Raw genomic sequence first — 22,562 nt, 5'->3', positions numbered from 1 at the left:
GAGAGTGAGCAAATTTTTAATACCGTATTCATTTTCTATATTAAGTTTCTTTATTTCAGTAACGGCACTTGATTTATTTGATAGGATGGGAAAAAATGATGAGATGACTTCGCCGAACATAATTGGAAAGATAATTCAATCTACTGCGCAAATGGGAGTCCTTACATTGTATTTCGGAGTGCCAATTATTTTAGGTGGCTGTCTACTTGGGGAACTATTGTTTAGAGGTATCATTTTACGTTTTAAACTAAGCTATATTATATCTTTATTATTATATTTACTTTTAGCTTTTAGTATTGTTTCCGTAACGGTTGGAATTCCAACTACATATGAAGATTCTAATACTACTTTCATGGTAATAACTATGATTTGTGCTGTTACATTCTTTATGGGGCGGAATATATGGGAGAAAAAACAAGTTAACAATGGAGTGAAATAATGAAATACACATGTCCATGCTGTGGATATAAAACATTAGAAGAAGAACCACCAGGTACATATGAAATTTGTAATATATGTTATTGGGAAGATGATGGGGTCCAGTTTAACGATCCTGACTATGAAGGCGGAGCGAATGAAGTCTCGTTAAGACAAGCACAGAAAAACTTTATTGCATTTGGTGCTTGCGAGGAAGCTTTTGTGAAATCAGTTAGAAAACCGACTAGTGAAGATGTGAAGGATGCTAGTTGGAAGCAAGTTTGATAAGTAAAATGTCAGTGATATTTTAAAATGGATTAATCCAGGAAAAAATCCTGTTATTATTCAAACTCCTGAAAATGAACTGGAAAATTATTAATTTGATACTCTAAAAAATATAATTTATACGGCATTATTTAAAGTCTATTTTCATTAGTAGGCTTTTTGGTTAATCTCAAACGCTAATGGATTATTTCATTAAAAACTTGGATTTACGATACGTTAGGCGGGTTTCATAAATGGTTGTTTGTAGTTTTTGAGACTAATAAATAAATTGTTTAATACATAGGGATTAACGTGAATAAAATAAAAGGTCAATTTCTTTTCATGTAAAGAAGTTGGCTTTTTTATTTAGCTTTGCTTAGCGTAAGGGATTTTTGTTTCAGAGTATTTATTTTTCAACTTGATGATAATGAGGAGAGATACCTGTATGCTTTTTAAGGATTGGAACCTGATTATTGCCTGAAAATATAGACTGGGGAAAATAATGTAAAAAAACTATTGTATGTTTTAAAACCTTATGTTACATTTGTGTTACAGAAGAGTTACAAAACGTAACTTATGTTACGTTTTGTTTTCTTTTGTTTTTCGGTATGTTACAAAAAGAGAAAAAGTAAAGCTAAAAAATAGCAACCTAAAAATAGTTTTTCTATGTGTATAAGAGTGTGTGTAGTAAAGAGTCTGGTGAGATCTTTACGCACATTATTAAAATTCCTTTCTGTCTTTAAAAGAAGAAGAAAACCACCTACCAACTATTTAGGAGTTTTAAGTAATGATAGTAAATGAAATGTACTTCCTTTCCCACACACAAAGTACATCTTTATTTTCAGTCTAATTACTACACAGACTTTTATACATATGCTGTTATTTATTGTTTTAGGGATATATAGGAGGAGAAAAAATGAAAAAGTTATTAATGGTAATTGGACTTACGTTTTTAATGTTAGCTGGATGTAGCAATGGGAATTTTGACAAAGCAATGGATGAAGGAAAGACCGCGTTAACGAATAAAGAATATAAAAATGCCTTATCATCATTTGAAAAAGCGCTAGGTGAGAAAAAAGATGATTCAGATGCAATGATGCTTGTAGAACAAACGAAAATAATGATAGAAGCAGTGAAGTTAAAAGAAGAAACAAAGGTAGAAGAATCAATCAAGTCATTTGAAAAAGTAGAGAACATGAAGAATGGAAATGCTACGCTTGTAAAACAAGCAAAGGAAGAACGCACAGCATTACTAGCCATCTTAGAGCAAAATAAGAAGTATAGCGAGCAACTGACGAAAAGTGAAGAGTTAATAGGTAAGAAAAATTATGTAGAAGCGAAAGAAATCTTAAATAAGCTAGTTGCAGAAACAAAAGATAACAAAAAACTTGAAGAATATAATAAAAAAGCGGTAGGATTAGTTACTAAAATGAATGAAGAAGAAAAAACTGCAAAGAATGAAGCAGCAGCGAAAGCACAAAAAACAAATGCAGTAACGAATCAAAAGGTAGCAACAGAAAAGACTCAAAAACCTGAGGCAGAAAAAAATCAAAAGGTAGTAGCAGAAAAGACTCAAAAACCCGAGGTAGAAAAAAATCAGAAGGTAGCAACAGAAAAGAACCAAAAAACTGAGACAGAAAAGAATCAAAAGGTAGAAGCAGAAAAGAACCAAAAAGTAGAAACAGGAAAAAATCAAAATGCATTTACTTTTGAGAAAGCAAAAGAATATATCAAAAATGAATATAAAGAAGACTATGATTACACGCTAGAGAATACGCAAGTAGAGAATGGAAAGAAATATTATCAAATAAGAGTGCATACGACATATAAAATAGAAGGTGCAGGTGGACCAGGATTTACTGGTGTATATAAAGTATTCGAAGATGGTACAATTATTGAAATGCACTAAAATGATGGAAAAGGTATCCTCAAAGTATATGAGGGTACCTTTTTTAGCATAAAAAAAGGCATCTAGCAAAAGTACTAGATGCAAATAAAAACACAAGGGAAGATAAATATCTTCCCGTTTCCCGTAAGTAATTATATCAAAAAATTTATAAAAAACTAGCTTTATTTTTTATATCATTGATGTGCAAAGCTATGAAAGTATAAGATTACACTGTTTTCATAGTGTTTTATTAAAAAAAGGAGTTACGTATATGATTAATTTTAAACCAGAAAATTTGAACCAACTATTAAAAATAACGTTAATTAGTGCGAATAAATCTTATGATGCGATTAAAGACTATGAATGTACGGGAGAAGCAGTAGTATTCCGTGTAGATTTCGAATATATTGACGTTTCTTTAATGATTGTAGATATATTAGGAAGATCAGCTTCTAAATTTAACATTTTGCCATATGCCCGTCCGAATACGAATGAAATAGATTACATTCAGTTTCATGTGTATGCGATTAATGAAGGGAATTTTAAAGAAATGATGGATACGATGTAGAAAACTATAAAGTGAAACTTTAATCAGTGGGAGATTCATCCCCACTGATTATTAGCCCTCACCAATCGGACGTTTACGGGGCAGACCGACTCCCACCTAACTTCTTTGCTCCAGCTGAAATTTTGGGGGAGTTTTACTGCCCGTTAACGCGGGATAATTTTACAAATATGTATATACCAACTAATATATAATTAATAAATTCATATAATTGGAGTGATGAGATGCAGCCGTTAGAAAGGGAGATTCATTCTAATATGCTGAAGGTGTGGAGAATTCACGCTTTAATTGGGGCGGCAGTTATACTAGCAGTCGTAATTGCATATTTCTTTTTTATGATCAATTTTAATTGGTGGGGCTGGTTGTTTGGCTTGTTAGTAACAGGCGCTATTCTATTTATCCCGCTTGATTATTTCGTGTTTCCAAATTTACGTCAACGCTATTATAGTTACAGATTAAATGAAGAAGAGATTGAGATTCAAAAAGGAATGTTCGTTGTAAAACGCGTACTCATTCCGATGATGCGTGTGCAGCACGTAACGATTGAACAAGGACCGATTATGAGAAAGTATAATTTAGCAGAATTACATATTTCAACAGCAGCAACTTCTCATAGTATTCCAGGCTTAACGAAAGAAGAAGCAGAGCAGCTGAAAAGACAAATTGGAGAACTTGCGAAAGTGAGTGATGAGGATGTATAAGAGGCAACATCCAATCACGATTTTATTAGGTATTCGAGTTGCGACTTTGTTACCTTTTATTTTTCTTGTTCTATTTAAATCAGATGGTCAAGTAGAACCTTGGTATTTCTTTCATCTCGTTCTTTTGGCCATAATATTTATTATGGCAATTTTCTCAGCTATAAAATGGTATTTCAAAGTGTACTGGGTTGAAAATAATATTGTACATATAAAGCACGGTGTGTTCGTTAAGAAGGAAAGTTACTTAAATAAAGAACGTGTGCAAAATATTAGTACGTCTTCTAACATCATTTATCAAGTGCTTGGACTGACGAAGTTAAACATAGAAGTAGCTGGCGGCGGTAGTGACCCAGAAGTGATGTTAGCTGGCATTAGAGAAAGTGAAGCGAAGGAACTGATTTCTTTATTACATAAAGAGAGAAGTGTTGTGACTGAAGAAGAGCCCGCGACAGCAGAAAATAAGACAATTTATCAGTTAACAGCGAAAGAAATTTTATTCGCCTCTATTACATCTGGTAGATTCGGATTAGTATTTTCTATGTTAGTCATCATTTACACAGAGTTTAATGAATTTCTTCCAAAATGGCTCATCAATAAAGTAGAAGCGTATGTGATGGATAACGGTGTATATGAATTAATTGTTATGGCTGCGATTTTAATGGCGGTTTCGTGGGTCGTTTCGACAGCTGGTTATGCGTTAAAATATGCGAACTTTAAAATTGAGCGAAACAGAAATGAAATTCGCATCGTGCAAGGGTTATTTGATAAGAAAGAGTTTGTTTTAAAACTACACCGCATTCAAGCGATCACTGTGAAAGAAGGAATTCTTCGCCAGCCGTTCGGTTATTGCTCTGTCGAAGTGGAAGTTATTCAAAGTATAGAAGCAGCAGGGCATGAAGTGATGTTACATCCTTTTATGAAAAAGAAAGATGTCCAGCAGTTACTTACATATTTACAATTGCCGTATAAAATGGAAGAGAAAATCGTTCATTTACCGAAGGCCGCATTACGCCGTTACGTAATAATGGGCTGGATTACAAGTGCTGTACTCGCAGTGCCGATCATCGGTGCGAGTATATATTTTAAACAAAATATGGCGTTGTTCACGCTAATACCACTATTTATCATATTTACGTTACTCTCATACGCTAGGTATACAAGTGGTGGATATATGATACGAGACAATCAGTTAGTCATGGTATACCGTGGCCTAGCAAAATATACAGGAATCATGCGAAGAAGGCATGTTCAAGCAGTAGGATACAATCAATCGTATTTTCAAAAGAAAGACGAGCTATGTACAGCTGCCGTATCGGTAGCGGGGCATAAATATAAAGTGAAGCATATGCGAAAAAAAGAAGCGCTTCGCATATATAATTGGTACAAAGAAAAAGGAAACACCGGTGCGTAATGGTGTTTCCTTTTTTGTGTCGTGATTTGTCGATAAGTCGATATATCTGAAAAATCGCCGATATAATTTCATGTACCGCAGACTTGGAGCAACCACAGCACAAAACCCCTTAAACTAACACATCAAAAGTAGTCACAAATGACGGACGAGAGAAAATACTTTTTTGCTGTTCCGCATGTGGATGCGCTTGAGCCTGAGCCTGTCCTTCTGCTTGTGCAGGGCGTTTTTTGTGAGCGTTTTCGAATGAACGTGATTCTGTCCAGTCTTTAAAGTTTTGCTCCGTTTCCCACATCGTTAAGATGACATATGTATCGTTACTTAATGGGCGTAGAACGCGAATTGCTTGGAATCCTGGTTCGTTTTCAATAAGGCCTGCGCGGTTTTTAAAACGGTTTTCAAATACTGGGCGACCTTCGTCTGTGACAGAAATGTTGTTACAAACGATGTAGCCAGTTTGTCCTTTAAATTCGCCAACAGCGTCTAGTACGTCATAACTAAGTGAGCCTTCTACTGATTCTTCTGTATTTTCTTTATAAAACATATCTTTTTCATTATTTTTTGCAGTGAAATGTGCTTGTTCTAGAGGTGTTTCGTATGAAATAATAGCCTTCATTTTAATGCCCCCTTTAAATGTTTGTTTCTATTATATCAACTCTCGTAAAAAACTTCGAAGATTATATACATAAAGATACTTCTTTTTCAAATAATAAATGTACCATCATTTGGAAAGAAGGCCGATGTATGAAGAAAGTAAAGTGGACTTTATTAGGTGGATTAGCAACGCTCGTATTAGCGATTGTACTTTATAAACTTATTGTGCTAGCTGGTGGCTATATGATGGATGAAAAGCAGCTCGTTTTCCACTCTTCATCACGTATCGTTGACCAGAAAGGGAAAGAAATTACGAAACTATACGTAGAAAATAGAGACCTCGTACCAGTCGAGCAAATTCCGAAATACGTGCAGCAGGCGTTTATTGCGGTGGAAGATTCTCGTTTTTATGAACATCAAGGAATTGATTATCCTTCTATATTCCGTGCTCTTTATAAAGATACGTTAGCTGGAGAAAAGGTAGAAGGTGGTAGTACGATTACGCAGCAACTCGCTAAAAATGTCTTTTTAACTCGTGAAAAAACAGTTACGCGGAAATTGAAGGAAGTCGCAATTTCCCTTCAATTAGAGCAAAAATATACGAAACAACAAATTCTTGAAATGTATATGAATCATATTTATTTTGGCCATGGGGCTTACGGTATTCAAGCGGCAGCAAAGTTGTATTTTAATAAAAATGTAGAAGATTTAACAGTAGAAGAGGGCGCAATGCTTGCAGGTCTTCCGAAGTCGCCAAACGGATATTCACCGTATTTCTCTCCAGAGAAAAGTAAGGAGCGCCGCGATCTCGTATTGTCACTTATGCATAAACAAGGCTATTTGACTGCCGAAGAAAGTGTACGTTATCAAGGGAAGACGATTGCGCTATATAAAAACTTAGATGAGAATGAGCTCGCATATATGCCGTATATTGATATGGTTATAGATGAAGCAGCTCGTTTATATGGATTGTCTCATCAAGAAGTACTCCGCGGAGGATATACGTTTGTCGTTCCGATGGATGAAAAGATTCAAAAGGTAGCGTATAACCAGTTTCAAGATGCACAGAATTTCCCTGGGAAAGAAGAGGGGGCGCAAGGTGCTTTTTTATTAATGGATAATCGTACGGGCGGAATTAAAGCGGCGATTGGCGGAAGAAAGTACGTCCCGAGAGGTTTTAATCGTGTTTTCGCAAAAAGACAGCCAGGTTCTGTGCTTAAACCACTTATTGTCTATGCGCCAGCACTCGAAACGAAAAAGTATAATCCATATTCTTTATTAACGAATGAAAGAAATTCATTTGAAGGCTACGAACCACGAAATTACAACCATGCGTATTCGAAAGAAATGACGATGTACGATGCGATTTTAGAGTCAGCAAATGTACCGGCAGTTTCTTTATTAAATGAATTAGGGGTAGAAGAAGGAAAGCAATATTTAGAGAAAGGCAATGTTCATATTGCCGATGCGGGGTTAAGTACAGCGCTTGGCGGATTGAAAAACGGTGTTTCAACATTTGAACTTGTGAAAATGTATCGTGCGTTTTTAGCAAATGGCGCTATTATTGAGCCGCACGTGATTGATAAAGTATTCAATAGACACGGCGCAGTTATTGGAGAATCACCAAAAGTAGAAACGAAAATTTTCTCAAAACAAACGGCATGGTATATGACGAAAATGTTAGAAGGAGTTGTGAAGGAAGGGACAGCGAAAGCCGGTGTATATAACGGGGCGTTAGCTGGGAAAACAGGCACAACTTCCTTACCAAATGACGATAATGGAGCGAGAGATATGTGGTTCGTTGGCTATACGCCAAATTTAGTAGGCGCTGTTTGGATTGGTTATGACCGTACGGATAAAGAGCATCAGTTGCAAGGAGAAAGTGCGTCAGCAACGAAATTGTTTAAGAAAATTTTAACGAAGGCAAATATAGAACAGAAAGAGCAGTTTATGAAACCAGAAGGTGTGGAAACAATCGGTGCTCCAATTCGGCTGCGCAAAATTGAAGGTGTGAAAATGAAATTAGCGTTTAGCCCTTTCGGTTTATTTAAAGCGAAATTAAGCTGGACACCACTTCCAGATGATAGAATTATGTATCGGATTTATAGAGTGGAAAACGGAGTCCATACGCATGTAGCAACTGTAAATGGTGCCGGGGAATATGAAGAAAAGTTCGTTAACATCTTTTCAAAACCGAGTTTTTACGTTGTGCCATATAACACACAAACGAATCGCGAGGGAGAAAAGTCAAAAGTAGCTAAACCATAGTTTTTCTCTGTGTTATAATAAGAATGTTGTGAAAATAGTAAGCGTTTTTAAGAATGTTTGTGTCAATTTAATGAACAACGTACATAATATTATGCATTTTGTTTTTACAAGCTGTATAGTAAAAAAAGATAAATATCGGAATAGAACGTATTTAGAGCAAAAGCATTGGCAAGGAAGGGAGCAAGGGTCTTGGTAAGAAATATAAATGAGACATTTTTAAAAGCATGTAGGGGGGAACGTACTGATTATGTACCAGCATGGTATATGCGTCAAGCAGGTCGTTCACAGCCGGAATATAGAAAGATAAAAGAAAAGTATTCTTTATTTGAAATTACACATAATCCAGAATTATGTGCTTACGTTACAAAGTTGCCAGTTGATCAATATAATGTAGACGCAGCAATTCTGTATAAAGATATTATGTCACCACTACCTGCAATTGGTGTGGATGTAGAAATTAAATCAGGTATTGGCCCGGTTATTGATAACCCAATCCGTTCTTTACAAGACGTAGAAAAGCTAGGGGAAATCAATCCAGAAGATGACGTACCGTACATATTAGATACGATTCGTTTATTAACGACAGAAATGTTAGACGTACCGTTAATCGGTTTTTCAGGAGCTCCATTTACATTAGCAAGCTACATGATTGAAGGCGGTCCATCTCGTAATTACCATAATACGAAAGCGTTCATGTATGCAGAGCCGAAAGCTTGGTTCGCTTTAATGGATAAGCTAGCAGATATGGTTATTACATATCTAAAAGCACAAATTAACGCAGGAGCAAAAGCAGTTCAAATTTTCGATTCTTGGGTTGGAACAGTAAATGTAGCAGATTACCGCGTATTTATTAAACCAGCAATGGAGCGTATTTTTGCAGAAGTTCGCCCGATGGGTGTTCCAATGATTATGCACGGCGTAGGAGCTGCACATTTAGTAAATGAATGGCACGACTTACCACTTGATGTAGTAGGCTTAGATTGGCGCTTACCGATCGAAGAGGCACGCACGCGTGGTGTTCATAAGGCGGTACAAGGCAATATGGACCCGTCATTCTTACTTGCGCCATGGTCTGTTATTGAAGAACATGTAAAAGGTATTTTAGATCAAGGGATGAAACAGCCAGGTTATATCTTTAACTTAGGACACGGTGTATTCCCAGAAGTAAATCCAGATACATTAAAACGTTTAACTACATTTATTCATGAATACTCTAAAGGGCAGTTAGCGAAGTAAAGGAGCATTGCTGTATGAAAAAGAAAATTGGTTTGCTTGTAATGGCATACGGAACGCCATATAAAGAAGAAGATATTGAACGTTACTATACACATATTCGTAGAGGAAGAAAGCCAAGTCCTGAAATGCTAGAAGATTTAACAGAGCGTTACCGTGCAATTGGTGGTATTTCTCCTTTAGCTACTATTACATTAGAGCAAGCTAAAAAGTTAGAGAAGCGTTTAAATGAAGTACAAGATGAAGTAGAGTATCATATGTATCTCGGCTTAAAACATATCGAACCGTTCATTGAAGATGCAGTGAAAGATATGCATAACGACGGTATACAAGATGCAATCGCACTTGTTCTTGCACCGCACTATTCTACATTTAGCGTGAAATCGTATGTAGGACGAGCACAAGAAGAAGCAGAGAAACTTGGAAACTTAACAATTCACGGCATTGATAGCTGGTATAAAGAACCGAAATTCATCCAGTACTGGGTTGATGCAGTGAAAGGTATATATAACGGTATGGCAGAAGCAGAACGTGAAAAAGCAGTATTAATCGTATCTGCACATAGCTTACCAGAAAAAATTATCGCACTTGGCGATCCATATCCAGATCAATTAAATGAAACAGCTGACTATATTGCAAGAGGTGCTGAAGTAGCAAACTATGCAGTAGGTTGGCAAAGTGCAGGAAACACACCAGATCCTTGGATTGGTCCAGATGTACAAGATTTAACGAGAGAATTAAATGAAAAGTACGGTTATACTTCATTCGTATACGCACCAGTTGGATTTGTTGCGGAACATTTAGAAGTTCTATATGACAATGACTTTGAGTGTAAAGTTGTAACAGATGAAATTGGCGCGAAATATTATCGTCCAGAAATGCCAAATGCATCGGACGCATTTATTGATTGCTTAACAGATGTTGTATTAAAGAAAAAAGAATCTGTATTGTAAGAAGAAAGGGGGAGCCTGCTTGAGGGAAAAAGTTGTAATCATCGGCGGTGGCATCACAGGATTAACAACAATGTATAACTTGCAAAAAGAAATTCGTGACAACAACTTGCCGATCGATACATTACTGATAGAAGCATCGGGTAAACTTGGCGGGAAAATTCAAACCGTTCGAAAAGATGGATTTACAATTGAACGCGGACCGGATTCTTTCTTAGCACGAAAAGAAAGTGCAGCAAGATTAGCGAGAGAATTAGGTCTTGGCGATGAACTTGTAAATAATAAGGGCGGTCAATCATTTATCCTCGTAAACAATCGGTTACATAAAATGCCGAGCGGATCAATGATGGGAATTCCAACGCAAATTACGCCGTTTCTATTTTCCGGGCTGCTCTCTCCAATTGGTAAAATAAGAGCTGGCTTTGATCTGTTAATGCCGAGATCAAAGCCAGTATCTGACCAATCACTCGGGCAGTTTTTCAGACATCGCCTCGGCAACGAAGTGGTTGAAAATTTAATCGAACCATTACTATCGGGTATTTATGCAGGGGATATTGATGAAATGAGCTTAATGTCAACATTCCCGCAAATGTATCAAATCGAGCAGAAACATCGCAGTATTTCACTCGGTATGCGTACACTTGCACCGAAAGAAGAGAAAACTGAACCGAAAAAAGGAATCTTCCAAACAGTTAAAAACGGTTTAGAATCTATCGTAGAATCTCTCGAAATGAAGATGCATGAAGGTACGATAATAAAGGGCACTCGCATTGAAAAAATTGCAAAACTTGGTGATGGTTATACGATTACTCTTAGTAACGGAAAAGAAATAGAAGCGGACGCGGTCGTAGTGGCAACATCACATAAAGTATTGCCATCTATGTTTGCGCAGTACAAGCAGTTTCGTTTCTTCCGCAATATTCCGTCCACATCAGTTGCGAACGTGGCAATGGCTTTCCAAGAATCAGCCATTCAGCGTGATATTGATGGTACAGGGTTTGTCGTATCTCGAAATAACGATTACACAATTACTGCATGTACGTGGACACATAAAAAGTGGCCACATACAACGCCAGAAGGAAAAATGCTTCTTAGGTGTTACGTTGGACGCCCTGGTGATGAAGCAGTTGTAGAACAAACAGAAGAGGAACTTGTTAGGCTTGTACTAGAAGACTTACGAAAGACGATGGATATTACAGAGGATCCAGAATTTACAGTCGTAAGCCGCTGGAAAGAAGCAATGCCCCAATATACAGTAGGCCATAACGAGCGAATGAAGAAACTCACATCATTTATGGAGAAAGAGTTGCCAGGTATATATTTGGCAGGTAGTTCTTACGCTGGTTCTGGTCTTCCGGACTGTATTGATCAAGGTGAGTTAGCGGCAAAGCGTGTACTCTCTCATTTTGAGAAAGTAATGGATACAGAATTAATCGCACAATAAAGTGAAACGCCTTCAATCATATTGAAGGCGTTTTGTTACTTATTCGCCAACAAACATATATAAGTTATTTGGCTTTATAACGGCATCCCCTGCATAAATAATCCACTCTGTTAAGTTATCAAAATCTAAATGATAACTATTTCCTTCATTCATATCTTTTATAAAATATGGTTCGTTAATGAGTATTCCTTGAATGAAATCTTCCGTAATGTTTTGCATTTCAAACCACATATGTTCACTTTTTCCTTCTTCGTAAGAGACACCAAACTTAGCGAGGAAACGAAAATCTTCATTTGATTGTTCAATGTGAAAAATGTTGCTGAAATACCCGAAAGTATTCTTCGCATTGTAAGCCATACGATCGGTTTCACTATTTGTTTTATAGAACATGAGACCTGTAGCTTCCTCGTATTCTTTGAAAAAACTTTCAATATATTCTTCTGAAGTATTTAATTTGAATAAGAGAACGGATGGAGATTGATGGTATTCATCTCGGTCATCCATTCCGCCAAGAAATACGTTTTGCGCATCTATTGGTTGTAGTTTCACTTCTTCATCCTCAATTGAAGATAATTGATCCATACTCGTTTTATGCCCAATATAAGATAATCCTTTTTCCCATGGAACAGCTACTGTATGTATAGAACCTTGCTGACTATGCGCGATAACGATAGGCTCATTCATAGGGACTTGTCCATTTTCAACGGCGTTATTAGCAAACGTTTGAAAAAGATCGCCAATACCGTAGTAGGAAGAAATGCGATTTGGAATAATTAATTCTATTTCTGTTACGCCTGCTCTTAAAAGGCCATGTGTATGAAACCAATATTGCGTAGGCTCACCGTCTTTACCATCTTCATAAACCGAATGAATAACGTATAGATCAGGAATGTCAGGTAACAATTCATTTTCAACGTGATATTCAATATAGCTTCTAGATATCACTTTCATTGCGGCACTTGAATCGATTACAAATAATAAATCTGGAGCGAGGTTCCATAAAAACTGTAACTGCTGGAAAAAGCAGTCCAGCACATCGCCTGTAAATAGCGTACGAGTGAAAATTTCAGTGCCATAAGCAGCATCTTCAAAATGACGATCTACGATTGTAGAATCTTGTCTATTGTACATTTTATATTCTTCTGGGTCATTTGCCTCATCGATATGCAGTTCATACGGTATGATTGTTTCATCCATATGTAATTCAACAATAAGGCTTGTCTCATCACTGTAAACAACTTTTAATTCATCAACTTTAGTAGAGATAGTCTCTAACCGCTGTTTTAACTGTTCAATTGTAATTCTAGTTGGTATAACGGCAATCATATCTGAAAAATGACGTTCTAATGTTCCATTCATAGCTGCGCGGTATGTTTCTGTTTGCACTTCCATCCAATCACTCCTATTCAAATGAATCCATTTTACATGCCAATGAAATTTCGATATTTTCTGTTTTCTCTCTCTAATATTATAGAGCGCATTCGTAGAAGGTGTAAAATTATTATTCTGTATTATAGTTTGACGACAAGTAAATTAGATTAATTTTTTGTAAAACTTGTCGAATTATAGTTCTATATAACGAATCATTTGTTATGATAGACATGTTGAAAAAATATGAAATAGAGAGAGGAAAATGGCTGTGAAGAAATTGTTAAGTGTCTTTTTATCATTTATACTATTGCTTTCATTTACTGGAACTTTAGTACAAGCAGAAGAAACGACTTCTATGTCAGTAGAAAAAGCAATTCAAGTATTTAAGCAGCAAGGTAAAACGAAGGGGATAGTGGAAGGATATATTGTCGGATATACGCAAAGTCCTTCTAAATACACGAAAGATCCGGCTAAGTTTGATGATACAAACGTAGCAATTGCGGATTCGCCAAATGAAACGAATCCAGACAAAATCATGCCTGTTCAGTTGCCAAAAGGCGATGTGAGAGCGGCAGTAAATGTGAAAGATCATCCTGAAAATATCGGGAAGAAAGTTAGTTTAACAGGGACGCTTGAATTATATTTTAGTAGCCCAGGTTTAAAATCAGTAACCGCTCATAAGTTTCAAGGGGAAGGACAAAACCGTGTTAGCGATGTAGTAGCTTCACCAGGTGGCGGAGAAGTTGCGAAGGGAACAGCGGTAACATTAACAACGAATACAGAAGGAGCAACAATCTACTATACGTTAGATGGCTCTAATCCTACAAATAAGGGTGTTCGTTATAACGGACAAATTGTAGTGAATGAAAATAGTGTAATTAAAGCAATCGCAGAGAAAGAAGGGCTTACTTCTTCAGCGATTTCAACATTTTCATTTATTATCGTAAATAATGAACCAGTACGTATTCATGATATTCAAGGAAAATCACATGTCTCTCCTTACAAAGGTAAGAAAGTATACAATGTGGAAGGCGTTGTAACAGCGCTTGATAAAAATGGTTTTTATATAGAAGATAATCAGCCGGATAATGATCCAGCTACTTCAGAAGGTATTTATGTGTACAAAAAAGATGCGAATGTAGCGGTAGGAGATCTTATTCAAGTTGATGGAGAAGTAGAAGAATATGTTGGTCCTGGATATGCAGAAAGGTTTGACACAGATTTAACGACGACGGAAATTAAGGCGAGCCGCGTTGCTGTAATTGCAAAAGATCAACCTTTACCAGCACCGATTGTACTTGGAGAAAACGGTGTGAAAATCCCTGATCAAATTATCGATAATGATGCATTCGGTTTATTTGATCCAAATGAAGATGCAATCGACTTTTATGAGAGTATAGAAGGTATGCGCGTTACGATGCCAACGCCAAAAATTATTGCACCTCAGAAAAACGGGAATTTATATGTAACAGTAGAAAATGGCGGAAATAAAGTCGTAACGAAATACGGCACACCTTTGTTAGATGAAAATCAATTAAACCCAGAGCGTCTTTCTGTCAAAGTACCTCGTGATTATGTAGCAAAAGTAGGAGATACTTTCACTGGAGATATAACAGGGGTAGTCGGATATGATTACGGTTCGTTCCGCATTTCGCCAATAACGGAATTACCATCTGTAGTGGACGGTGGATTTAAGCAAGTAGGCGCAAATATTCAGCCTCGTCTTGATAAGTTAACAGTTGCTACATATAACATTGAAAACTTCTCGGCGAATAAAAAAGAAACAACAGATGAAAAAGTAAAAGCGTTAGCGTATTCTATTAAATACAATTTAAAAATGCCAGATATTATCGGTGTAGAGGAAATGCAAGATAATAACGGAACGATTAATGACGGTACAACAGATGCTTCTTTAAGCGCAAAACGTATCATTGATGCAGTTCTAGAGATTCGCGGGCCAAAGTATGAGTATGTAGAAATTGCTCCGAATAATAATCTAGACGGAGGAGCACCAGGAGCGAATATTCGCGTTGGTTTCTTCTACAACCCATCACGCGTGAAATTAGCAGCAGTACCGAAGTTACTTGATAAGAATGTTGTTCGCATTGGAGACGAAAATCCATTATTTGAAAGTACACGTAAACCGCTTGCGGCAGAATTTACGTTCCAAGGACAAAACGTTGTTGTCGTTGCAAATCATTTAAACTCAAAACTAGGAGATGCAACGCCATTTGGAAAAGTGCAGCCGCTTGTATTACAGAGTGAAGAAAAACGAATTCAGTTAGCGCAAGAAGTAAATCAATTCGTACAAGGAATTCAGAAAAAGAACACGAATGCACCAGTTGTTGTGTTAGGAGATATGAACGATTTTGAGTTTGCTAAACCACTAAAAGCACTAGAAGGAACAAACTTAAAAAATATGTTAAACACAGTGCCGAAAGAGAACCGCTACACGTACATTCATGAAGGAAATGCGCAAGTGTTAGATCATATTTTAGTAACAAACAACATCGCACCACACACAATTGTAGATCCAGTACACTTAAACTCAAATATTATGAAAGAGCACGGACGTGTAAGTGACCATGATCCAGTACTTGCTCAAATTGATTTGAAGAAAGCTTCTTAAATGAGGGGAACGCTTAGGTAACTAAGCGTTCTTTTTTGTTTTTGTAGCGTCATAGAATGGTACAAAGAGGTGATTCCTTTTTTTGTAATCTAGCGATAAAATTAATTGAATATTTAGTCTTATAGAGGAGGGCAACGATGCCAGCACAAATAAATGGGAAACTAATGAATCAGTTAGCGATTTTTTTTAGTACAATCGTCCTGTTACAATTTGTAGCTGAGGTAACAGGACTTACTCAAAATTTAGACCTTACGTATAACTTAATACATACAGCATCGTCCTATATAACGTTTAGTTTGGCAGTCATTTTTACTTTAATAGGTGCAAGGAGAGAATTAAGTAAATATGCAATTATTTTACTATGTTCAGTTGTAGGTATTAAAGCGATTTATTTTGTGGTGTTCGTTATTTTATGGGGATTGGCAGGTACGCCGTAAAGGGGGATGAATATATGATGGGTATCGATAATAAGAGCGTAATTCTCTAAGCTAGCTTAGGGAATTACGCTCTTATTCGTTCAATGAATTAGTCTGAAATTGCTTGAAACGCTTTTCTACACCGATCTCTTTTTTGCAGTCTTCTTCTATATTTTTTTCTATCCCGCTTTACTCCTTGTATATACATAAATAAGCTAACGAGAAGGAAGAAGGTACATTGCATCGTTAAAATGTACGGTGACATGCCTTGTAATGGCTGCTTTGGGTCATATAAATGAAAAGGTGCTCCGCCTATAGTTGGGAATATTGTATTTAGCAGGACGTACGGAATGGAGGCAACTGCAAATGGAAAGAGAATCGCCATATAGTCTTTTTGTGACCATACAGATGCAGCAAGTCCTAAAAGGGCCATTAAACCTGCAAATAAAAAATTAATTCCGATATATACAGTAATGTAAGCGAGAGGTGCATCTAAATATAGGTTTGCGAACATCCCATCATCATTTATGATACCTGAACCAGCCGTAGGTGCTCCGTCTGGAATGGTTAATTTGCAAAATAATAACGATAAGATGAATGGAAGTGTATAAAGAAATCCTCCGCAAAAAAACGTAACGATATATTTCGTTACTGAATAAGGAAAGAAAGAAATCCCTTTACTCACGAACGGTTTAAAACCATCTGATTTATCCGAATTGTAGCTTGTACTAAAGGGGAAACTCGCAATAACGGGCATTAATAATAAATAAACATCCATTTCATTGTCGCGAAATCCGATCCATTTCATATCTGTTGATATAGGACCATTCGCTGCATCTCCTAAATAACGAAGTACATAGTAATAGTGATAAATACAAATAAGAACGAATCCACTAAACATAATAATTAAAGAAACACGATTACAAAAAGCTTGCTTTATATTTAAACGAAGCGCACGCATCATGACTGAAAAAGCCTCCACTATTTTGATAAACTTGTCTATTTTCTATATTACTATTAAATGTAAAGATTTTCTTGTTTTTTTATTTGATTATTTGAAAAAAGGGAAATTCGTTGTTGTTAAGTAAGGTTTATTTATGAGTTAATAAAATCTGGTTTCTAAAATACATTGGTAATTATTAATCGTAGTTTAGATAAGTTAGGAGAAATAGCGTTGTATAATAATAATTAGAACAGATGATGAAATTCTATGTTGAAATAAAAAAAGTGTTCCTGAATTGCTTACATTTGGAACACTTTTTTACAGTTAAATGATATAAGGTAATATGATTATGAAAGAAATACACCCTCGTATTAGATGGTGATGTATATGGATTTTGCCGTGAAGATAATAGCCATTTCTTATTGTTAATACGTGTACAGTAGTGAGAGTGACAATTAATAGAAATAATATAGAGGGGATGAAAAAAATTAAAATGCTAGATACAAGCATAATTATTCCGGACACAGTAATTCCGACAACAGAGAAAGTAGGTATACGTTTCTGTTTATATTGAGTTAACCCAGCTAAGATGAGAAGAGAAGCGTAAAAGATAGCTAAAATACTACTACTCCATAAAAAGATATTCAAAATAATTCCTCCTTTTATATTGCTAAAATATGATTTCATTAAAATATACGGGGTTAACCCCTTGTCAATAAATAATGTTAAGGAAGTGAAAAAATGAGAATTGGAGAATTTGTTACGCTATTACATACTACAAAAGATACAGTTCGACACTATGAAGATTTAAATTTAATTGTTCCAAATCGAACAAATAATAGAAAAGAGTATAGTGAAAAAGAAATAGTAGACTTTCAAGTTATTATTGAATTAAAAGAGATGGGGTTGAGCCTGAAAGACATTCAACTACTATTTGAACTGAAAGGTTTATTAGGATGTGGGGATAAGAAACTAATAGATGAAGTAGTAGCTAAACTTAAAAATCATGCAGATTCTTTACTGTTAGAAGAAGAAAACATCCGTAACAGAAGGATTCAATTCCAAAAAAAATTGAGTGAAATAAAGAAATTATTATGAATATATTCTAGCTTTCCATACAAGTATACTTTTTGATACACTATGGAAGGTATTATATAACTTGACTGGAATTTTTTTATACTGGAAATAATAAAAAAGAGAACTTGTATAGAATGTAAGCGTGTGGTAATATCAAAGATGTACTGATTGACTATATTATCCAATTGGTCATTTTTGGAGGTGACAATGTGGCGATAGATCGAAAACGTTCTATTATTGAAGCTGCAACAAAGTCTTTTTCAGCGTTCGGTTATAAAGCAACAACGATGGATCAAGTAGCGAAATTAGCGAATGTAGGAAAAGGAACGATTTATACTTTTTTCAAAAATAAAGAAGAGCTATTTGGCGAAATTATTTCTAATTTAATTACAGAAATGAAGCAAGTTGCAGAAAATGCAATTCGTTCAGATGTTTCATTTTTTGAAAATGTACATAGAGCATTATATAGCATATTAGAATTCAGAAAAGAACATCAGCTCATGATTAAGTTAATTCAAGAAGAGCGCGATATGGGAACGAAAGAAGTACAAGAAGTGATGCAACAAGTAGATGTGGAAATCGTCTCTGTCATTCAATCGTATTTAAAGATTGCGATTGAAAAAGGTGAGATTAGCAAATGTGATCCAGAAATTACAGCATTTATTATGCTTCGCTTATACGTATCGCTTATTTTTGATTGGGAAAAAAATCATGAACCGCTAGAAAAAGAAAAAATTGCAGAATTATTTGAACTTTATTTATTAAAAGGATTGTCAAACTAAGATAATCCTTTTATTATTATAAAAAGTGACCATTTGAACGAATTGGTCATACATTTATTTTAAGGAGGGATAATAAAAATATTCACTTCATATGAAGAAACAGTTGCATAGTATAAATTCGGGGATAAGGCATATGTATGAATAGGTATAGCCTTTTTATTTGGGAGAAAATGACCAGATGAACAATTCGGTCATTCAGAAAAGGGGTAGAAATGATGAAATGGAATCAATTACTTCGTAAAGAGTTTACTGAAATTATAAAAAGTAAAAAAATATTAATTCCAATTATCGCGGTTTTATTCGTACCAATTTTATATGCAGGTATGTTTTTATGGGCCTTTTGGGATCCATATAAACAGTTAGATGATTTGCCAGTGGCGGTAGTCAATTTAGATAAAGGTGCAGTATTTGATGGAAAACCAATTGAGGTCGGAAAAGGGCTCGTTGACAACTTAAAAGATAATACAAGTTTTAAATGGGAATTTGTAAGTGAAAAAGAAGCGAAACAAGGAATGGAAGGTAGAAAGTATTACATGTTAGTACGCATTCCAGATGACTTCTCAAGTAACGCTACAACGTTATTAAAAGATGATCCAAAACCATTAAACTTAGAATATATTCCAAACGAAAGCTTAAACTTCTTATCTTCACAAATTGGCGGAACAGCCATTGAAAAAATTAAAGGTGAAGTATCAAGTACGTTAACGAAAACATATGCAGAGAAAATGTTTGATTCCATTCAAGACGTCTCAAAAGGATTAGCAGATGGGGCGGAAGGAGCAAATAAACTATACGACGGATCAAGTGAGCTACATGATGGTTCAAGTAAAGTGACCGATGGCCTTCATACACTTCAAGGGAAGTCTGGAGAGATGAAGGATGGAGTTGGGAAATTAGCAGATGGATCTAATAAATTAGTAGATGGATCAGGCAAAGTAACAAACGGTTTAAATACGCTAAATAGCAAAACAGGTGAAATGCAGATAGGTATTGGGAAATTAGTAGACGGCTCCGGAAAAGTAACGAACGGTTTAAATACGTTAAATAGTAAAACAAGTGAAATGCAAACAGGTATCGGAAAATTAGTAGATGGCTCCGGAAAAGTAACGAATGGTTTAAATACGTTAAATAGCAAAACGGGTGAATTGCGTGATGGATCTGAGAAAGTGACCGGTGGCTTGAACAAATTAGTAAGTAAATCCGGTGAATTACAAACGGGAACAACTGACCTATCAAATGGTATGGGGAAACTTGTTGAAGGGAAAAGTCAATTAGAGGAAGGTTCTCAAGCGATTCAAAAGGGATTGCAAGATTTAAATAGTAACGTACAAAAGTCTGCAGCAGGCTTAGAGGAAATGCAGTCGAAAGTTCCTTCTATATTGAATACAGTAAATGAGAAAATAGATGGAGCTGGGGCGAATGTGAATCAGTTAAATGAACTTACGCAATCAACAGCAGGAGATGCAAAAACAGCAGCGCAAGATGTAGCGAATTTACAAAAGCAAATTGAAAGTTTACCAAAAGAATATCAAGAGCAGTTACAACCATTCATAACAAGTGCTGTAAAAAGTACAGCGACAGTTCAGCAAAAAGCTGCCGGAGTAGCAGGTGGAACAAATAAATTAAATGAAGAAGTAAAACAATTAAAAGGCGAAATACATCAAACAACAAATGGATTGCAAAACCAACTACCAAATCCAGCAGGGGTAAAAAATCTAGCAGGTGGTATTGCGAAACTAACGAGCGCACAAAATGAATTTGTTAGTAAGTTTCATGGATTTGGTGAGGGATTAGATAATGCAAAAATAGGTGCCGATAAATTAAAAGATGGATCAGTTCAATTAATTGATGGAGTAACGCAATTACAAAGCGGATCTGGAAAAGTGACAGCAGGATTAGGTCAATTATCTGGAGGAGTAAATCAATTAGCAAATGGCTCAAGCCAAGTAACAGGCGGTTTAGGAACATTATCTGCAGGAGCAAACCAAATGGCAGGTGGAGTAAATCAATTAGCAGATGGATCAAATCAAGTAACAACAGGCCTAGGCGATCTAAATGGTGGACTAAATCAAATGTCTACAGGCTCAACCCAGCTAATCGACGGCGTAAATAAACTAGCAGATGGATCTGGAAAAGTAACGGATGGTCTCGTAAAAGTAAACGATGGCTCAGGTGAACTTGCTGAGAAACTTGGCGAAGGAGCAGAAAAAACTGGTGAAGTGAAAGGGACGGATAAAACGTACGATATGTTTGCAAGTCCTGTAAAAGTGAAGACGGAGAAAATGGCGGAAGTTCCTAACTACGGAACTGGATTTACACCGTACTTCTTATCACTCGGCTTATTTGTTGGGGCATTACTATTATCTATTGTTTATCCATTACGCGATACAGTTGGCGTTCCGAAATCAGGATTTAGTTGGTTTATTAGTAAGTTCGGCGTATTACTATCAGTTGGCATTATTCAAGCGATAGTAGCAGATGTTATATTGCTATTCGGATTAGGTGTAGAAGTACAAAGTATTCCGTATTTCATACTCTTTAGCATCGTTACAAGTTTAGCGTTTATCGCATTAATTCAATGTTTAGTAACAGCATTTGGTGATGCAGGGCGTTTCATCGCCATCATCACATTAATTATTCAGCTTACAACAAGTGCTGGAACATTCCCACTAGAATTGATTCCGAAGTTTTTACAACCATTCAACGCTTGGTTACCGATGACATACTCTGTATCAGGATTGAAAGCAGTCGTATCCAGTGGAGACTTTGACTTCATGTGGCAAAACGTAGGAGTACTCATGATTTTCATCGTTGTGTTATCACTTGGAACAATTGCATCCTTAACTTGGATGCACAAACGACAATTTAGAAATATTGCGGAAAACCAATCGATTGAAGCATAGAAAAAAGCACCTTTCTGGTGCTTTTTTTATTTTAATGTAGGCATCTTTTCTGTAGCTTATATATGAATCTTTTTAAAAGCTATAGAGACGAAAGAAAAGGGTTTACAACAATTTACAGAGAAAACTAGAATAGAGGAGTTGATATGATGAAAGGAAATCTTACTTATTATTTTATCTTAAATCCGCTAATCATCTTTCTTGTTTACGCCCTTTCACCTATCTTGTTTCATAAAGAAAAATATATAAATATGAAAGATGCACTAGGAATACTTTTAGTTTACTATGTGCTAATTAGCGGGTATTACCTTATGGATGTTGTAAGTGAAAGAATGAAGAAGAATAGTAAGGACAAATAATAAAGTTTCATTGCATAAAAACCGATGGAGGACAACAAAATGACTGAAAGTGAAATGAAATTTCGTGATACAACCATTCGTAACTTTTTTGATAAAGAGAACCGCCTAAAATCGATTCCAGGTCAAAAGAAGAAAAAACTAGTATTGTTAGAGCATTTAATTAGCAAATTAAACGCTGAAAATCAATATACGGAAAAAGAAATTAATACATTCATAAAACAATATCACGATGATTTTTGTACAATTAGACGCGAGTTTATTGTACACGGGTTTATGGAGCGAGAGGATAATATGTACCATATAAACGGGAGAGAAGTTTGGACGAAGTGGGAGGAGTTAAAATAAACAAGCTC

At 35.9% G+C, this 22,562-nt stretch carries 21 protein-coding genes; 17 read left to right on the top strand and 4 right to left on the bottom strand.

Annotation, left to right across the window (positions count from 1 at the left end; genetic code table 11):
• The first annotated feature begins 4 nt into the window (after positions 1–4).
• From MR115_RS18665 to MR115_RS18640, 6 genes are all read left to right on the top strand, one after another.
• A complete protein-coding gene (locus MR115_RS18665) occupies positions 5–439 on the top strand; it encodes a hypothetical protein (RefSeq protein WP_242242271.1) in 435 nt (144 codons plus the stop codon).
• Entirely contained in the window at positions 439–702 is a 264-nt protein-coding gene (locus MR115_RS18660) for a CPCC family cysteine-rich protein (RefSeq protein WP_242242270.1), read from the top strand. The genes MR115_RS18665 and MR115_RS18660 overlap by 1 nt, the downstream gene beginning before the upstream one ends.
• An 895-nt stretch (positions 703–1,597) precedes the next feature.
• Positions 1,598–2,590 carry a hypothetical protein gene (locus MR115_RS18655; protein ID WP_242242269.1) on the top strand — a complete coding sequence of 331 codons (993 nt, stop codon included), beginning with the start codon at positions 1,598–1,600 and terminating at the stop codon, positions 2,588–2,590.
• Between the two features lie 250 nt (positions 2,591–2,840).
• The gene (locus MR115_RS18650) at positions 2,841–3,137 is read left to right on the top strand and encodes a protoporphyrinogen oxidase (RefSeq protein ID WP_242242268.1); all 297 of its coding nucleotides are present in this window, start codon (positions 2,841–2,843) and stop codon (positions 3,135–3,137) included.
• Positions 3,138–3,358: 221 nt separating this feature from the next.
• On the top strand, positions 3,359–3,835 hold the full coding sequence (locus MR115_RS18645; RefSeq protein ID WP_048554087.1) for a PH domain-containing protein: 477 nt from the start codon (positions 3,359–3,361) through the stop codon (positions 3,833–3,835).
• Positions 3,828–5,246: a PH domain-containing protein gene (locus MR115_RS18640; protein WP_242242267.1), complete on the top strand. Its 1,419-nt coding sequence runs from the start codon at positions 3,828–3,830 to the stop codon at positions 5,244–5,246. The genes MR115_RS18645 and MR115_RS18640 overlap by 8 nt, the downstream gene beginning before the upstream one ends.
• Positions 5,247–5,355: 109 nt before the next feature.
• Here MR115_RS18640 and hmoB read toward each other — a convergent pair whose 3' ends face one another.
• Positions 5,356–5,859, bottom strand: a complete 504-nt coding sequence (hmoB, locus tag MR115_RS18635; RefSeq protein ID WP_242242266.1) for a heme-degrading monooxygenase HmoB — start codon at positions 5,857–5,859, stop codon at positions 5,356–5,358.
• 128 nt (positions 5,860–5,987) lie between these two features.
• On the opposite strand from hmoB, the gene MR115_RS18630 reads away from it, so the two are divergent.
• From MR115_RS18630 to hemY, 4 genes are all read left to right on the top strand, one after another.
• Positions 5,988–8,105, top strand: a complete 2,118-nt coding sequence (locus MR115_RS18630; protein WP_242242265.1) for a transglycosylase domain-containing protein — start codon at positions 5,988–5,990, stop codon at positions 8,103–8,105.
• Positions 8,106–8,294: 189 nt separating this feature from the next.
• On the top strand, positions 8,295–9,341 hold the full coding sequence (gene hemE, locus MR115_RS18625) for a uroporphyrinogen decarboxylase (RefSeq protein WP_063262004.1): 1,047 nt from the start codon (positions 8,295–8,297) through the stop codon (positions 9,339–9,341).
• Positions 9,342–9,355: 14 nt separating this feature from the next.
• Positions 9,356–10,291 (top strand): ferrochelatase, encoded by a 936-nt coding sequence (gene hemH, locus MR115_RS18620; protein WP_097863929.1) that lies wholly within the window; start codon positions 9,356–9,358, stop codon positions 10,289–10,291.
• Positions 10,292–10,310: 19 nt separating this feature from the next.
• On the top strand, positions 10,311–11,732 hold the full coding sequence (gene hemY, locus MR115_RS18615) for a protoporphyrinogen oxidase (protein WP_242242264.1): 1,422 nt from the start codon (positions 10,311–10,313) through the stop codon (positions 11,730–11,732).
• Positions 11,733–11,771: 39 nt separating this feature from the next.
• Here the strand turns inward: hemY and MR115_RS18610 are convergent, their stop codons facing one another.
• Positions 11,772–13,124 carry a DUF4026 domain-containing protein gene (locus MR115_RS18610; RefSeq protein WP_242242263.1) on the bottom strand — a complete coding sequence of 451 codons (1,353 nt, stop codon included), beginning with the start codon at positions 13,122–13,124 and terminating at the stop codon, positions 11,772–11,774.
• A gap of 241 nt (positions 13,125–13,365) precedes the next feature.
• On the opposite strand from MR115_RS18610, the gene MR115_RS18605 reads away from it, so the two are divergent.
• Complete coding sequence (locus MR115_RS18605) at positions 13,366–15,732, top strand: DUF6359 domain-containing protein (RefSeq protein WP_242242262.1); 2,367 nt, start codon at positions 13,366–13,368, stop codon at positions 15,730–15,732.
• Between the two features lie 137 nt (positions 15,733–15,869).
• Positions 15,870–16,169 carry a hypothetical protein gene (locus MR115_RS18600; RefSeq protein ID WP_242242261.1) on the top strand — a complete coding sequence of 100 codons (300 nt, stop codon included), beginning with the start codon at positions 15,870–15,872 and terminating at the stop codon, positions 16,167–16,169.
• 88 nt (positions 16,170–16,257) lie between these two features.
• Here the strand turns inward: MR115_RS18600 and MR115_RS18595 are convergent, their stop codons facing one another.
• Positions 16,258–17,112, bottom strand: a complete 855-nt coding sequence (locus MR115_RS18595) for a hypothetical protein (RefSeq protein WP_063261998.1) — start codon at positions 17,110–17,112, stop codon at positions 16,258–16,260.
• Between the two features lie 303 nt (positions 17,113–17,415).
• A complete protein-coding gene (locus tag MR115_RS18590) occupies positions 17,416–17,739 on the bottom strand; it encodes a hypothetical protein (RefSeq protein WP_242242260.1) in 324 nt (107 codons plus the stop codon).
• A gap of 93 nt (positions 17,740–17,832) precedes the next feature.
• Between MR115_RS18590 and MR115_RS18585 the strand changes: the two genes are divergently transcribed.
• From MR115_RS18585 to MR115_RS18565, 5 genes are all read left to right on the top strand, one after another.
• Positions 17,833–18,189 (top strand): MerR family transcriptional regulator, encoded by a 357-nt coding sequence (locus tag MR115_RS18585; RefSeq protein ID WP_242242259.1) that lies wholly within the window; start codon positions 17,833–17,835, stop codon positions 18,187–18,189.
• A gap of 188 nt (positions 18,190–18,377) precedes the next feature.
• Entirely contained in the window at positions 18,378–18,950 is a 573-nt protein-coding gene (locus MR115_RS18580) for a TetR/AcrR family transcriptional regulator (protein WP_000963378.1), read from the top strand.
• Positions 18,951–19,165: 215 nt separating this feature from the next.
• Entirely contained in the window at positions 19,166–21,853 is a 2,688-nt protein-coding gene (locus MR115_RS18575; RefSeq protein ID WP_242242258.1) for a YhgE/Pip domain-containing protein, read from the top strand.
• Between the two features lie 146 nt (positions 21,854–21,999).
• Entirely contained in the window at positions 22,000–22,209 is a 210-nt protein-coding gene (locus MR115_RS18570; RefSeq protein ID WP_061660104.1) for a hypothetical protein, read from the top strand.
• A gap of 39 nt (positions 22,210–22,248) precedes the next feature.
• Positions 22,249–22,554: a DUF2087 domain-containing protein gene (locus MR115_RS18565; protein WP_242242257.1), complete on the top strand. Its 306-nt coding sequence runs from the start codon at positions 22,249–22,251 to the stop codon at positions 22,552–22,554.
• The last annotated feature ends 8 nt before the right edge of the window (positions 22,555–22,562 follow it).

It is taken from the genome of Bacillus cereus group sp. BfR-BA-01309, assembly GCF_022664315.1.
Classification (GTDB): domain Bacteria; phylum Bacillota; class Bacilli; order Bacillales; family Bacillaceae_G; genus Bacillus_A; species Bacillus_A mobilis.
Note: the sequence above shows the minus strand (reverse complement) of the source record. Positions and strands in the feature narration are given on the sequence as shown.

Excerpts from the sequence above, each read along its gene's own strand:
- MR115_RS18660 (WP_242242270.1), top strand. The coding sequence starts at position 439 with ATGAAATACACATGTCCATGCTGTGGATATAAAACATTAGAAGAAGAA.
- MR115_RS18655 (WP_242242269.1), top strand. The coding sequence starts at position 1,598 with ATGAAAAAGTTATTAATGGTAATTGGACTTACGTTTTTAATGTTAGCT.
- MR115_RS18650 (WP_242242268.1), top strand. The coding sequence starts at position 2,841 with ATGATTAATTTTAAACCAGAAAATTTGAACCAACTATTAAAAATAACG.
- MR115_RS18645 (WP_048554087.1), top strand. The coding sequence starts at position 3,359 with ATGCAGCCGTTAGAAAGGGAGATTCATTCTAATATGCTGAAGGTGTGG.
- MR115_RS18640 (WP_242242267.1), top strand. The coding sequence starts at position 3,828 with ATGTATAAGAGGCAACATCCAATCACGATTTTATTAGGTATTCGAGTT.
- hmoB (WP_242242266.1), bottom strand. The coding sequence starts at position 5,859 with ATGAAGGCTATTATTTCATACGAAACACCTCTAGAACAAGCACATTTC.
- MR115_RS18630 (WP_242242265.1), top strand. The coding sequence starts at position 5,988 with ATGAAGAAAGTAAAGTGGACTTTATTAGGTGGATTAGCAACGCTCGTA.
- hemH (WP_097863929.1), top strand. The coding sequence starts at position 9,356 with ATGAAAAAGAAAATTGGTTTGCTTGTAATGGCATACGGAACGCCATAT.
- MR115_RS18610 (WP_242242263.1), bottom strand. The coding sequence starts at position 13,124 with ATGGAAGTGCAAACAGAAACATACCGCGCAGCTATGAATGGAACATTA.
- MR115_RS18605 (WP_242242262.1), top strand. The coding sequence starts at position 13,366 with ATGGCTGTGAAGAAATTGTTAAGTGTCTTTTTATCATTTATACTATTG.
- MR115_RS18600 (WP_242242261.1), top strand. The coding sequence starts at position 15,870 with ATGCCAGCACAAATAAATGGGAAACTAATGAATCAGTTAGCGATTTTT.
- MR115_RS18595 (WP_063261998.1), bottom strand. The coding sequence starts at position 17,112 with ATGATGCGTGCGCTTCGTTTAAATATAAAGCAAGCTTTTTGTAATCGT.
- MR115_RS18585 (WP_242242259.1), top strand. The coding sequence starts at position 17,833 with ATGAGAATTGGAGAATTTGTTACGCTATTACATACTACAAAAGATACA.
- MR115_RS18575 (WP_242242258.1), top strand. The coding sequence starts at position 19,166 with ATGAAATGGAATCAATTACTTCGTAAAGAGTTTACTGAAATTATAAAA.
- MR115_RS18570 (WP_061660104.1), top strand. The coding sequence starts at position 22,000 with ATGAAAGGAAATCTTACTTATTATTTTATCTTAAATCCGCTAATCATC.
- MR115_RS18565 (WP_242242257.1), top strand. The coding sequence starts at position 22,249 with ATGACTGAAAGTGAAATGAAATTTCGTGATACAACCATTCGTAACTTT.